9 protein-coding genes are annotated in these 14,765 nt (G+C 39.4%); 4 read left to right on the top strand and 5 right to left on the bottom strand.

The annotated features are described in order from the left end of the window. Positions 1-78 precede the first annotated feature (78 nt). From H6G06_RS25945 to H6G06_RS25925, 3 genes are all read left to right on the top strand, one after another. Positions 79-402: a hypothetical protein gene (locus tag H6G06_RS25945; protein ID WP_190564938.1), complete on the top strand. Its 324-nt coding sequence runs from the start codon at positions 79-81 to the stop codon at positions 400-402. 980 nt (positions 403-1,382) lie between these two features. Further along, positions 1,383-3,956 (top strand): UDP-galactopyranose mutase, encoded by a 2,574-nt coding sequence (gene glf, locus H6G06_RS25930; RefSeq protein ID WP_242039864.1) that lies wholly within the window; start codon positions 1,383-1,385, stop codon positions 3,954-3,956. Between the two features lie 459 nt (positions 3,957-4,415). Further along, on the top strand, positions 4,416-6,656 hold the full coding sequence (locus H6G06_RS25925; protein WP_190564937.1) for a family 1 glycosylhydrolase: 2,241 nt from the start codon (positions 4,416-4,418) through the stop codon (positions 6,654-6,656). Between the two features lie 31 nt (positions 6,657-6,687). On the opposite strand, the gene H6G06_RS27710 is transcribed toward H6G06_RS25925, so the two are convergent. The 3 genes from H6G06_RS27710 to H6G06_RS27705 all read right to left on the bottom strand — a co-directional run bounded on the left by H6G06_RS27710 (position 6,688) and on the right by H6G06_RS27705 (position 12,650). After that, positions 6,688-10,785, bottom strand: a complete 4,098-nt coding sequence (locus H6G06_RS27710; RefSeq protein ID WP_242039863.1) for an nSTAND1 domain-containing NTPase — start codon at positions 10,783-10,785, stop codon at positions 6,688-6,690. Between the two features lie 165 nt (positions 10,786-10,950). Beyond that, entirely contained in the window at positions 10,951-12,318 is a 1,368-nt protein-coding gene (locus tag H6G06_RS25915; RefSeq protein WP_190564936.1) for an AAA family ATPase, read from the bottom strand. A 158-nt stretch (positions 12,319-12,476) separates the two neighbouring features. Continuing rightward, positions 12,477-12,650, bottom strand: coding sequence for a hypothetical protein (locus H6G06_RS27705; RefSeq protein WP_242039862.1), 174 nt, complete (start codon positions 12,648-12,650; stop codon positions 12,477-12,479). A 307-nt stretch (positions 12,651-12,957) separates the two neighbouring features. On the opposite strand from H6G06_RS27705, the gene H6G06_RS25905 reads away from it, so the two are divergent. Continuing rightward, positions 12,958-13,236 carry a Calvin cycle protein CP12 gene (locus tag H6G06_RS25905; protein ID WP_190564935.1) on the top strand — a complete coding sequence of 93 codons (279 nt, stop codon included), beginning with the start codon at positions 12,958-12,960 and terminating at the stop codon, positions 13,234-13,236. Positions 13,237-13,492: 256 nt separating this feature from the next. Here H6G06_RS25905 and H6G06_RS25900 read toward each other — a convergent pair whose 3' ends face one another. Next, a complete protein-coding gene (locus tag H6G06_RS25900; RefSeq protein WP_190564934.1) occupies positions 13,493-13,684 on the bottom strand; it encodes a hypothetical protein in 192 nt (63 codons plus the stop codon). 16 nt (positions 13,685-13,700) lie between these two features. Continuing rightward, complete coding sequence (locus H6G06_RS25895) at positions 13,701-14,654, bottom strand: heme o synthase (RefSeq protein WP_190564933.1); 954 nt, start codon at positions 14,652-14,654, stop codon at positions 13,701-13,703. Between the last annotated feature and the right edge of the window lie 111 nt (positions 14,655-14,765).

Genomic DNA, 14,765 nt, shown 5'->3' with positions numbered 1-14,765 from the left:
CTATCTTTGATAGAAACTCAGTAGAGAGGCTTGTAGTTAGCCCTGTAAGGTGTAGGTTCCTTACCAAGCTAGAAATATTTGACTATATTTTTAGTAACTATAGACTTTCCTGCAAGTAAAGAAGAAATTATCGAGCAAGCAAAAGGTCGCGAAGAAATTCACTGGACAAAAGACAAGACTATAGATTTACGCTCATTACTTGATCAAACAGGTCAAGATCGGTTTGAAAGTATGCCGGAGTTAGTTGAAGTCATTAGACCTCTCCGGAAATATGGTAGAGACGTTCCGCCGGAACGTCTCTACAAGGGTTTCAAACCACGCACATTTAATTACCGGAGATGTCTATTAGTCAAAGTACCAGAGAAGAAAAACCTGTATAGCTATTGTGGCTTGCAAATATAAACGTTTATATTTGTAAGCTGCAACATCTACCCTATAGATAAGCAATAGTTTACAACTCACGAAGGATTTAGATACCTTCAGCACTTTTTAACATCGGGGGATATAGCTTATCCCCCAAATTGCATTTATGGAAGGGTATGACGTTGTATTGATTGGCGCTGGTCATAATGCTTTAGTTTGCGCTGCTTATCTGGTAAAAGCGGGGTACAGCGGCGTAATCGCCAACTTGTTGCAGAAATTTAAACATGAAAAACCTAATTTTCGCTAACAATGCTCCTACTCTGCACGGGAATAGCTGCTGTTAGCTGTAACTTCTACCAATTGACAGAATTGATATTTATTTGAGTCCAATTTTTTAGCGGCAATGAGTTATAAGTTAAGTCGTTATTAAGAATGATGTAGTCATCAGCGAAGGTTTTGACTATAGCAGTCTGGATGGAGTCATCCAAAGAAGCAGAGAAATTGAAGTTATACCAATTCTGTATGAAGATGCGCTGGATTAAGATAAACATCCGCGTAGCGTGCCGGAGGTATACCACTCCAGACACGGAGGACACAGAGAGAAAAGTTCAAAAATTTGGCGCAGCCTCACAAAGTAATGCAGGACTTACTTTTCGAGTTACTTTGTAAGCATTGAGCTATTAGTAAATGGCTAGGTTAAAGCAGTCAGCCAAAACCATGAAAAGCCGAAGAAATGTTAAGTAGCAGAAACTTCCATGCCAGAATATTACTCTTGCTGATTCGGGAGATATATCTATATCTACTATCTATCTATATTTTCTTGGATAGAGGTGGAAATAAAAGCCAGAATTTATCATTAGATTAATTAGAATTTATACGGGATTACAAGTTAAGGATTAAGCACTCAAGATTATTACTGAAGTTTGTTAAATTTGGAAAAAAATAAATCAGGGAGGTGATTTGTTGATTTTTTTTAGCAATTCACTCATCCAAGTTGTAATAAATTGAACTAAAAATTTATGGCAAGTGAAAAAACTCAACGAAAAAAAAACGATGCTAATCATGTTGCTTCTTCAAAGCTGAGTGAAACCAAGCAATCTGAGCTAGGTGCATCATCATTAAATTCATCCTCATTAAATAAACATCGCCAACCAAAAGCAGCTTTGACAGATACGGCTGATATTGTCTGTCTCTCTCATCTGCGTTGGAATTTCGTTTATCAAAGACCGCAACATCTTCTTAGTCGTTGTGCTAAAGGAAAGCGTGTATTTTTTATTGAAGAACCCATTTTTAGCCAGGAAGATTTGCGGCGGTTGGAAATTAGCCAAGATACCAGTGGGGTGATGGTTGTTGTTCCTCATCTACCAGAAGGCTTAAGTGAGGAATCTGTCAACGCAAATTTACAAATACTGCTGGATGGTTTTTTGGCAGAACATAATATCCGCAAGTATATTTGTTGGTATTACACACCAATGGCGATCGCATTTACACGCCATTTACAACCCCAGGCTGTAATATATGATTGCATGGATGAGTTATCTGGTTTCCAGGGTGCGCCACCAACTTTAAAAAATTACGAAGCTGAACTATTTCGACGTGCAGACTTAGTATTTACAGGGGGACAAAGCCTGTACGAAAATAAAGTTAACCAGCACCCAAATGTCTATGCCTTTCCTAGCAGTGTAGATATAGGCCACTTTGGACAAGCCAGAAACCTAACCCCCCAACCCCCTTCCCTACAAGGGAAGGGAGAGAAAAGCTCTAGTTCCCCTCTCCACCCCCCAAGTTCCCCCCTGAAAGGGGGGAGTCCAGATGTTCCCTCTCCTGGAAGGAGAGGGGTAGGGAGAGGTGGAGAGGGGTTAGGGGAGAGGTCAGAACCAGCAGACCAAGCTGATATTCCCCATCCCCGTTTGGGTTTCTTTGGTGTAATTGATGAACGGATGGATATTGAACTGCTGCAAGGTATAGCTGATGCACGTCCTGACTGGCATTTAGTCATGGTTGGGCCAGTTGTAAAAATTGATCCAGCAATGCTACCACAGTCCGAGAATATCCATTATCTCGGTGCTAAAACTTATCAACAGCTACCTGAATATTTGGCAGGATGGGATTTAGCAATGTTGCCATTTGCCCGTAATGAAGCAACGCGCTTTATTAGTCCCACGAAGACTCCTGAGTATCTTGCAGCCGGCAAACCTGTGGTATCTACCAGTATTCGGGATGTAGTGCGTCCCTATGGAGATTCAAAATTGGTACGCATTGGAGACACAGTTTCTGAGTTCGTCACCGCAGCCGAACAAGCAATGCAGGAAGATACTCCAAAATCGGGGTGGTTGAGTCGCGTAGATGCCTTTTTAGAGCAGATTTCTTGGGATCGGACTTGGGCATCAATGATGAAGCTGATAGACTCTGCTATAGCTACCCGTGATGCAGAGGAGAAAAGTAATCTTGGTGCTATTACGAGAAAACAAGCACCGAATACCATTACTAGAGACTTTGTTTTTGATTACCTGATTGTTGGTGCTGGCTTTTCTGGTAGCGTCATCGCTGAACGGTTAGCAACTCAGTTGGGTAAAAAAGTGCTGGTTGTCGATAAGCGTAATCACATCGGTGGTAACGCCTACGATCATTACAATGAGGATGGTATTCTCATCCATAAATATGGACCCCACATTTTTCATACCAACTCCCGCGAAATCTTTGAATACCTGTCCCGCTTTACTCAGTGGCGTTCTTACGAACATCGTGTTCTGGCTAGTGTAGATGGTCAATTAGTTCCCATACCTATCAATCTTGACACTATCAACAAACTTTATGGCATGGATCTCAATTCATTTGAGGTTGAGGATTTCTTCAAAGCACTGGCTGAACCAAAAGAATATATTTACACCTCAGAAGATGTGGTGGTGAGCAAAATTGGACGAGTATTGTATGAAAAGTTCTTTCGCGGTTACACTCGCAAGCAATGGGGACTCGATCCATCGGAACTTGATAAATCAGTAATTGCTCGGATTCCCACACGCAACAACCGCGACAACCGTTATTTTACCGATACTTACCAAGCGATGCCCCTGCATGGGTTTACCCGGTTATTCGAGAATATGTTAAATCACCCAAATATTAAGGTGATGCTCAACACCGATTATCGGGAAATTGAAAAAGCCATACCTTGTCGGGAAATGGTTTACACAGGCCCTGTGGATGATTTCTTTGATTACCGCTACGGTAAGTTACCTTATCGTTCTCTTGATTTCCAGCACGAAACCTATAACGTCCCTGTTTTTCAGCCTGTACCAGTGATCAACTATCCCAACGAACACCTTTATACTCGTGTTACAGAGTTTAAATATTTAACTGGTCAGGAACACTCTAAAACTAGCATTGTTTACGAATATCCCAAAGCTGAAGGCGACCCATATTACCCTGTACCCCGCCCAGAAAATCAGGAAATTTACAAGCAATATAAAGCTTTAGCAGATGCCACACCAGGGGTATATTTTGTGGGGCGCTTGGCAACCTACAAGTATTACAACATGGATCAATGTGTGGGTCAAGCTCTTTCTGTGTATAAACAAATCGCCGTCAAGGCTTGAGTTTTACAGCATAATTCAAGATTCAGTCGTAGGTTGGGTTGTAGCTTGCTTCCCGTAGGGTACAAAGTGAAATCCAACAAACCCTGGCAAAAATCGTTTCGTTTTTCAATACAACCTAAGTAGCTTGGCGCAATTAAATATAAAACCTCTCTCCAAACCTCTCCCCTTGTAGGGGAGAGGCTTTGACTCCCACTTCCCTGGTAGGGAAGGGGGCTGGGGGGTTAGGTCTATCTTATATTTTTTAACGCCCACCTACCTACATAATTTCAGGTGTTTGACTCTAATTGAACTGTATTGCATCAGGACTTCGACATAAGTAATGGAAAAATGAACCACGAAGACACGTTCACCGAAGGTGTTCCCGAAGGGTAGGACACGAAGGAAAGAGGATTGCAGAGAGATTTTTCGTAAGTCCTGTTAATTGCCGGAAGCACTACTTTGAATTTGGAGTGAAGCGAAGTGACTTCTATTTTCGACTCGAAACTCAAAACTCAACTTCCTTTAGAAGTATGGGGTGGTGTAGAGTGTACGGTTAATCGTGTGGGTGAAGAGTATTTTGACCAAATAGAACGAAATGGTCATGGAACGCGCTTGGAGGATTTGGAATTATTTGCACAACTGGGAATACAGGCAATTCGTTATCCTCTATTATGGGAGCGAATCGCACCGAATGGTTTAGAAAATGCTGATTGGTCTTGGGCGGATGTGCGGTTGGGGAGATTAAGAGAACTGGGTATTTGTCCGATTGTGGGATTGGTGCATCATGGAAGTGGTCCACGTTACACCAGTTTAGTAGATCCAGCGTTTCCAGAGAAATTAGCAGAGTTTGCCCGTGCAGTAGCAGAACGCTATCCTTGGGTAAAGTATTACACACCCATCAATGAACCTTTAACAACGGCTCGATTTAGTGGGTTGTATGGTCACTGGTATCCTCATGGACGGGATGATTTAACTTTTGGCCGGGCTTTATTGTCGGAATGTCGAGGGGTATGCTTGGCAATGCAAGCTATTAGGGAAGTTAATCCTGGTGCTGAACTTGTGCAAACGGAAGATTTGGGAAAGATTTACAGCACGCCAAAACTAACTTATCAAGCGGAGTTTGAAAATGAACGTCGCTGGTTGACTTTTGATTTATTATGCGGTCGAATTTCCCCAAATCATCCTATCTGGGGTTATTTGCGAAATTGCGGTATTAGTGAAAGTGAACTGGAAGAATTTTGCCAAAATCCCTGTCCACCGGACCTTATTGGCATTAATCATTATCTGACGAGCGATCGCTTTTTGGATGAAAATTTAGAAAATTATCCCAGTTGGACTCATGGTGGTAATGGACGGGATGAATACGCAGATATAGAAGCGGTGCGAGTTTGTGCTGAAGGTGCAGCAGGACCACGTAGCTTGCTGCAAGAGGCATGGGAACGCTATCAAATCCCCTTGGCTGTAACTGAAGTTCACCTTCACTGTACCCGTGAGGAGCAACTACGCTGGCTGTGTGAGGTGTGGAATGCTGCCCAGGAATTACGCTCACAGGGTGTAGATGTTCGTGCTGTCACAGCTTGGGCGCTTTTGGGTACTTATGATTGGAATAGTTTGCTAACTCGTTGGGTGGGTCACTATGAGTCCGGTGTATTTGATTTACGTTCTCCTCAACCCAGAGCAACTGCGATCGCTAAAATTATACGTGATTTAGCCACAGGACGCAATCCCGATCACCCGTTACTTGATATCCCCGGTTGGTGGCATCGTCCAGAGCGTTTAGTTTACCCAGCAGTCAGTTGTGGACTGGATAAAAGAAGCATAAGAGAATCTGAATCTATTCTCTCCCCTGCTCCCCTGCTCCCCTGCTCCTCTGCTTCCCATCGTCCCCTCGCCATTATTGGAGCTACAGGCACTCTAGGAAAGGCTTTTGCTCGGCTGTGTGAAGTACGAGGAATACCATACCGTTTACTAACACGGCAAGAAATGGATATTGCCCATCCTGTAACTGTTGATGCGGTGCTGACTGAGTTACAACCTTGGGCTGTAATCAATGCTGCGGGATATGTGCGGGTAGATGATGCGGAGCGCGAACCAGGAAACTGTCTGCGTGTAAATACAGTAGGTGCAGAAATATTAGCTACTGTTTGCGCTCAACATAATAATTTACCGTTCGTGACTTTTTCTTCAGATTTGGTGTTTAATGGTGCTGTGACTCAACCTTATGTAGAAACCGATGCCATCTCTCCTTTAAGTGTCTATGGATGTAGTAAAGCTTTGGCAGAAAAGCGGGTATTGCAAGCTTGTCCAACATCGCTGATAATTCGCACCAGTGCCTTTTTTAGTCCTTGGGATGACTATAACTTTGTGAGTATTGCCTTGCGTGAACTCAGTGCAGGAGAAGAATTTTTAGCAGCGCAAGATACCATTATTTCGCCTACTTATGTCCCGGATTTGGTTCATGCTAGTCTTGATTTATTAATAGATGGTGAAACCGGGTTGTGGCATTCAGCAAATAAATGTGAGATTTCTTGGGCAAATTTGGCGCGGTTAGCAGCAAAACAAGCAGGTGTGAGTATTAAAAGGTTAATTGCTTTGCCGACGCGACATCTCAATTTAGTTGCTCCTCGTCCCACTTATAGCGTTCTTGGTAGTAGTCGAGGTGAGTTAATGCCTGGTCTGGAAAGTGCGATTTCTCGGTATTGCGAAGAATGCCAAATATAGCAGGAGTCAGAATATTTGGATAAATTAGAAATTAAAAATTATCTCTATTCTCTGTCCTAATTATTTGATTTACGGTTTGTAATAATTCATTGACAGTGTAGGGTTTGAATAAAAATGCTTGCACTTTCATATCATTTGATTCCGGCAATACATCTTTTATATTTAGTTCGCTACAAGCAATCACTTGAACTTTTGGGTTCATTTTTTGCATAGTGCGGATAGCAGTGATACCATCCATTTCTGGCATCATCATATCCATCAAAACTGCACTGATTTCCTGCTTGTATTGGGCATAGAGAGCGATCGCTTCAATTCCATTACTTGCAGTCATCGTCCGATAATTGTATTGTTCCAGAATGATTGTAGCTAGATTACGAATGTCAGGTTCATCATCCACAACTAAAATCAATTCTCCTTGTACAGAAGACATTTCCAAGTTCTCTACGCTAGGAATTTGAGCAACTTCTACAGATGGCAAGAATATCTTAAATGTACTGCCTTTACCAACTTCGCTAGAAACTGTCACAAAACCACCATGACTTTTAATAATTCCCTTTACCGTTGACAAACCTAATCCTGTCCCCGCACCAACTTCTTTGGTTGTAAAAAATGGCTCAAAAATTCTATCTAATATTTCTGGTGACATTCCCATCCCTGTATCTGTAACTGTAATGACAATGTAAGGTCCAACGTTGGATTCAAGATGCATCCGGGTATAGGCTTCATCAATAAATAGATTTTCCGCAGCAATTTGGAGATTGCCGCCTTCTGGCATCGCATCACGGGCATTAACTATCAGGTTCATCAGGACTTGATGTAGTTGTGTAGTGTCTCCAGAAACAGCCCATAGTTCTTCGGGTATCTGGGCTAAAAATTCGATAGATTTGGGAAATGTCTGTTTACCAATTTGAATAATATCTGCAATTAGATGTTTAATTTGTACAATTGTCCGCTCTCCTTTTAATCCCCGTGCAAAGGATAAAACTTGCTTGACTAAACTTGCCCCGCGTTTAGCATTATTTTCGATAATTGTCAATAGTTGGGGATGACGTTCTTCATCTTTGGCAAATCTACCTTTGAGTAATTGCGCTGCGCCTAAAATAGGTAGCAATATATTATTCAAATCGTGGGCAATACCACCAGCTAAAGTACCAATGCTTTCTAATCGCTGGGTGCGTAAAAACTGTTCTTCCAGTTGTTTCTTTTCTGTAATGTCAGTATCTACAATCAGGATGGATTTTGGTTGTCCATCGGTATCAAACATTAGTGTCCAACGACTGTGAACGATAATTTCTTTGCCAAATTTGGTTTTTTTACGTAACTCACCTTGCCAATTTCCAGACTTAACTACAGTCTGGAGAGGGATTACTTCTTGCTGTGGGGGAGTTGTAGAGTAGAAAAGCTCCTTGAGGTTTTCACCCAGAGCTTCATGAGTCTGCCAAGCATATATCCTCTCTGCACCGTGATTCCAGAATAATATTTTTTTCTCGAAATCTTGCACGAAAATTGCGTCAGTAGCGCTATCTAATAAAGCAGTTTGTTCATAGTTAATCAATCTGTGTTGCTCTATTTCTTTTTCCATTTCCGCTATGATAGCTTTTAACCCTTTTAACGTCGGTTCTTGTTGCTGACGAATAAACAAAGCCAAATAATCATGGACTAATTGATAACGGTCAAATGGGTTTTCTGGTAACAACACCACCAAACCAGATTTGACAAATATATCTAAAACTAAATCTAATTGAGTAGCTGCTGCGGCTAATGATTGCAAATCTCGTTCTAATTCAGCTTTAGTTTTTAACGGTCTTGTTCCCTGTTCATCTGTGAGAAAATAAAGTAATAATTCGGCAATTTCTTGATTTTCAAAACCGCAATCATTGACTATTTCATCTAAATAACGTTTAACCAGTTGTTGCTTGTTACCAATTTTTTGATATGCTGCTAAAGTTGTAATGTTTTCTGTTTCTAATTGCGCTCCCACTACCTGCAATTCAATGGGACGAACTGAACCTAATTCCCCAGATAAATCTTGTTCTCCAGATAAATCTTGCAGCAGTCGGTTAATTAAATCAGGTTCTAAACGAAAAGTAGTATTTTTGGTTAAACGTTGAATAGTTAATTTAGCATTTTCGGTTGTTAAATTCCCTAACTTATATAGCACATTTTTACTCAAAATATCTTGACTAATAATTTTCATACTCTCTAATTCATTGCATTCTAATAACAAATGCAAATAATCTACCCGCAAAGATAAAATTACTCTCAAAGATCCGATATTTGTATGATTTAGACATTTTCCTAAAAACTGAAAAAATTCTATTCTCGCTTTATCATCAGGATATACAAAGAAAAATTCTTCAAACTGGTCAAAAATCAATACTGTCCGCAGGTTATTTTTTTCAATTTCTGCCAGTTTTAAAATAAATTCTTCATGGGTATTTAAGTTTAATTCTTCTGGTTTTAATCTTTCTGGTAATACATCTAATAATTGTTGTTTTAATTCCGTAAACCAACTATTATAAACTCTAATAGTCACAGGTAAATTATCTTGAAAACCTATGGCTTTATTTTCCAATGCAGGAATTAACCCAGCATTAACTAAAGAACTTTTACCAACTCCCGACTGTCCATGAATAACAATGATTTTTTTATCGGTTTTGCCAATTCTTTCTAGTAATTTATCTACATCTATTTTCCGCCCAGATGCTTCAATTTCTGGAGAAATTGTTTCTTTATTCACAAAAGATGTATTTTTTGATGGTTTTAACCACCCTGCACCAATAAACGCCCGCAATCCAAATTGCTGTTCAATAGAACGACATTCTAATTTGGTGTTAAAAGCTTCCAGATATTCTGTTTTTTGAAATAATAGATTTTGTAAATGATTGAGAATTTTAACATACAGCTTTGGTTGATTATTTATAACCCCAATATCTCTAGCCAATTTTAAATTTTTAATTGCTTGTTCATGTTGTTGTAATTTTTCTTGAGATTGCGCTAAAATTAAAAATAGACTTTGACGATAATAATTTATATAATACTCTGATTGATTATTGTGTAGGGGTAATTCATGAATTACCCCTACTAAAACATCTAATCCTTGATTAGCAATCTTTTCTGTTTCTGAAAAATTAAATTGTTCAAAATTAGCTGTTGCTAAAAATATATAATCTTCAGCTATTTTTAATAATTTATTTTCACTTTTATGTATTTCTAAAGCCTGTTGGGCTAACGTTTCTAATTGTTTCCATGCTTGTAACTCTTGCAGAATTAACCCAAATCTTGATAAAGAATTAGCAATTAAATCTAAACGTTGAGCATTTTTGAATATATCTAATGTTCGTTGCAGATAATTTATAACTTCTCCCCCTTCCCTAGTAGGGGAGGGGGTTAGGGGGTTAGGTTTATATTTTTCATAATTGCAAATTGTCAAATTATAAAGTATTTTACCTTGAATTTCTAAATTATTGTTTCTTTGCCAAAAATCCAAACTTTGTTGATAGTAATTAATAGCTGTATCTAATTGATTTTTGGTATATGCAATAAATCCTTGTAAAAAATTACAATTAGCTTGAAAATCTGTTTCTAAATCTTGTCCAAATTTTTGCAAGTCTTGTAATGCTAATTCAATTTCTTGTAAATCTCCCTTCAAATCATCATTTAATATTTTATCTATTATTGATTTGAGTAAATTAATTAATTCATCACAAGTAAGAGGAAAATTTATAGTAATTCCCCAACTTTCTAAATCAGGTGCAGATTCAATAATTTGTTGATATATTGCATCATTAATCCATAGCACTACCGGATATTTACAATTATTTCTAAATTCTTCTCGGACTTGATTAGCTGAACTGAACATTTTCGATAAATTCGGTAATGATTCCCAACCGACAATCATTAATGCTTGAATTTCCTGATCAAATTCTTCTTGAATAGCGTTATATAATGTTATTTCTGATGGGTTTAGTTGTAATATTTGAATTTCAATTTGACAAATTTTCTGTAATTCTTGAATGAGTTGATTTTGCAATTTGAGATAATTACACTTAGCTAAAATTAGCTTGAATTCTCCCTGAGATGCTTCTAAAGACCATGCTAAATCTTCTAGTTGTTTTGAGTTTGTCATAGTGTTAATGAGTGATAAATAATATCCCCGACTTCTGACTTTAATCTTGATAAATAATAACATTGATCGAAGGGGATCTAAATCCTTTAATCCAAGAACCCCACCCCCAACCCCCTCCCCGCAAGCGAGGAGAGGGCTATGATGTATCTTAATCCTGTTAATCCTTTAATCCTGGATATCCTGATTCTGACAATTTTCTGATTCTGCTAAAATCGGATTTACATCAAACCATAATTCACCTTTATCTCGATATTCAAATACAAATCTACTGCGGATTAATTTCTGATATCCTTGATCATCACTAACTTCTTTAGTTTCTTTGACATGACGTAATAATTGCCATTCTTCAGCAGAAAGTCTTAAGGAGAAGTCGTTACGTAGTTCACGAATAATCTGCTCTAAAGTGTTACTCTGGAGAGGAAATATTTTATCTTTCATAATCCAGGGGTTTAATAACTTCAAAATATCGCGCACATGACCACCGCTAACCTGACACAAACGGTCTAAAGTTTCTGGAGTGTCAAAAATTTCAGTAACTTTATTTAAGCGGTCTTCTGGTGCTAAATTAGGGAATGCTCTAGCTAAAATCATCTGTCGCATTAGTGCTAATCCCCGTTCATGGATTCTACCATCTGACCACTTAACGGGAACCATTGGTAATATTTTTGGGCGTTCTGGAAATCGTTGAGTTAGTATGCCATATTCATTGGAAAATTTCAAAGCCAAAGGCATGGTATAAATAACATGACAATTCAGTTTAGTCAGATATTCACCTTGGTCTACAAAGAGATATTCTTGTTGTGTCCGACCCCAGGGTTTAACGGTATTATCTATGCGGTCTAGGTTATCAACTATGACAACTAAACCATTTTTACCTTGTTGTTTGAGTTTAGAAATGGCAGGCTCTAAAAGTTCTTGATTAATTGCTTGTATTAAGTTGGTTTTCTGTGGTCCCAAATATTGATTGATTTTGGTTCTTAATGTGGAATCACTTTTCATTTTTGTGGTGATTTCCCCAATACCCAAAGACAGAGAAAACTTTTGTCCGTCAAGATTAACCCCAACTTCTGGAACACCAGGAATTTTGGCTTTCACACCTGTAACTTCAGAGTTTAAGATATTCCATGCACCTTGAAGTAATTCCTGAAATTTTTTCGGTTCTTCGAGTACGATTGTATCGAGACTTTTACTAATGCGACTAGCAATAGCCAGAAACACATCAGCAATATCTACATCTGTGATTTCTAAATCTTCGCTAGATTCAAAATAGACAACATGAAAACCTTCTGTTTCTAATTCTACTTGTAACCGTAATAATTCTGTCGATTTACCGCAACCAATATGTCCAGTAAATAAGTTACAGGTAGGTATATCCGTATTCCACACTGTAATACTATCTTTGATAGTGCTGATGATATCCTCACCACGCACTTCAGAAAAGTCAATATAACATTTTTGATCTTCCACATTCCGCGCTACAAGAGTGCGTGCAGGGTTAGTGGCTTTATAAAAATTCTTTTCAGTTATTACCATCGTGCCAGTAGTATAATTATCCTGAGTGTTCTGGAATATCCTTACTGACAAGAATACTTGTTTTTCAGCAATTTCAGTGATTTTTCAGAAAATTTTAACGTAGGTTGGGTTAAGGGACAATGCAACCCAGTAAAATCTCGTAAATTCAGCTTTTCATACTAACTTTTAGTTTCCTGTAAGTTTTCTATCTTCTGATAGGACTTGTTGATGTCAATGGACTGTGGTTCCCAAGTCGGACCCTCACAACGCGATCGCAAAACAACTGTTTCAACACCACTTAGCTTTGTCATATCTTGGAGTCGGTGTAAAACCAGCGCAGTTCCAGCACGCACACCTCCCTCTGTATCTAGGAAATCACAGTCATACGCCTCCCGTCAGGGATACGTGGAAGTTCCACTCGCAATGACATATTTAGGGTGATTTGCCGGACATCATATAAAACCAAAGAAAAGTGTTCGCGGCTTAAAAAGTATAGTAACTAACTAAAAAATTCTCTTTGAATTGTTACCGTTAATCAGAGTTTAGCCAATACTGCTCGGTGAAGTTTTCAGAAGATGTCACCAGAAGTATGAGAATTAATCGAGATCCCCATTTACCCCCCGCTCAATCTTTATCTCACTCAAAAAAGGTGAAAATATCATGACAACTTTCGACGGAGTTCAAGCTGCTAAGAATAACTCCGGACTCAACCAACCTCAAACCATTCAACAAGCAATTCTTGAAGCTATTACTGAAGCCAGAGAAGTTTGTGATCACAATGGTATTAATTCACCTAATTGTGCTGTAGCTTGGGATATTGTCGAAGAATTGCAAGCAGAAAACGCACATCAAAAACAAGCAAAACATCGTCAAACTTCCCTAGAAAGTTACTGCGAAATGTATCCAGATGCCTTAGAGTGTTTAATTTACGATCTCTGAGCTAGTAACCAGATCCCCGAACCATAAGATCCCCGACTTCTGACATTAATTTATAATTTATTTACAATTTTAAAAAAGAAGTCGGGGATCTGGGTGTTACGAAGTGCTATATTTTTTCTTTTTCCGTTTTTTCTCGTTCCCATACAGAGTATGGGAATGGATTCTATAGGAATCATATTTGATTCTTGAAAAACACTCCGTACACTTCCCCTGTTCCCTGTTCCCCGTTCCCTGTTCCCTCTCTACACAGATAATTTCAAAAATCAAATACCAGTCCTATATAAGGCTCTGCCTTGAGTGAAAGAGAGGCAGCGCCTCTGTGATGGCATTCCCAGTCTCGGACTAGGAACGAGATAAAGAGATAATCAAAAATTGGTTCATTTTTACCGCTAAAATGTAGCGATCGCACCCCTACAAATGAGAATGCGATCGCTTTTTTGTTCTGCACTATTGCGCCAATTTCCCTAACTAACCAAGTGCAGCTGATTAAGAACTGTACTCACCAGATGATGAGTAATCGGTAAACTATCAACCACCATCCCCAAACACAACAACATCATGTAAGAAATGGAATATAAGAACAACTCTCTAGCTATAGTCTTATCCTCTGGGTTTTGTAATAACCGCCAAGACTTGTGGACAAATCCCCCGCCCAAAGTCAGAGCAATCACTACATAAACAATCCCACTAGCGTGTAAAGGATAAAACAGTAATACCGTGGCAGTTACGGTAATCACAGTGTAGTACCAAATCTGCCGGACTGTGGCTTTATCACCTGCTACCACAGGTAACATGGGTATGCCAACTTTAGCGTAGTCATCCCGAATCATCAACGCCAAAGCCCAGAAATGAGGCGGAGTCCATAAAAAGACAATGGCAAAAATTAGCCAAGCCGCCCAGCTTAAAGTATCAGTTACCGCAGCCCAACCGACTAAAGCTGGTATTGCTCCCGCAGCACCACCGATAACAATATTTTGAGTGCTGTGACGTTTTAGCCAATGGGTATAGACCAAAACATAAAAAACGATCCCAGAAAATGCTAAAAGTGCAGCCAGGAGATTGGCGAATACTGCTAGGAGAGTAAAAGAACCCACAGCCAGAGCGATCGCAAAAATTAACGCGTCACGGGGCTGCACCCTACCAGAAGGCATAGGACGATGGCGCGTCCGTTCCATGTCATAATCTATATCTCGGTCATAGATACAGTTAATTGTTTGGGCGCTGGCAGCAGCCAAAGTACCACCAATCAGCGTTACTAGCAACAGCAAAGGGTCTACTTGCCCTTTAGCAGCAATCCACATACTGCCAGCGGTTGTAATTAACAGCAACGGAATAATCCGAGGCTTGGTTAGCTGGTAATAACTTTGAATCACCTGGAGAAATGTATCGTGGTGGCGAGAGACATTAGTCTCAATCATGTTGGCTCTACTTCCTTTGTCAGTTATCAGTTATCAGTTATCAGTTATCAGGGAACAGGTGAGAGGTGACAGTGAAGATAATTACCAATTACCAATTACCAGCCATAACTC

Source organism: Anabaena sphaerica FACHB-251 (assembly GCF_014696825.1).
Taxonomy (GTDB): Bacteria; Cyanobacteriota; Cyanobacteriia; order Cyanobacteriales; family Nostocaceae; genus RDYJ01.
This window is presented reverse-complemented; position numbering and strand designations above follow the sequence as displayed.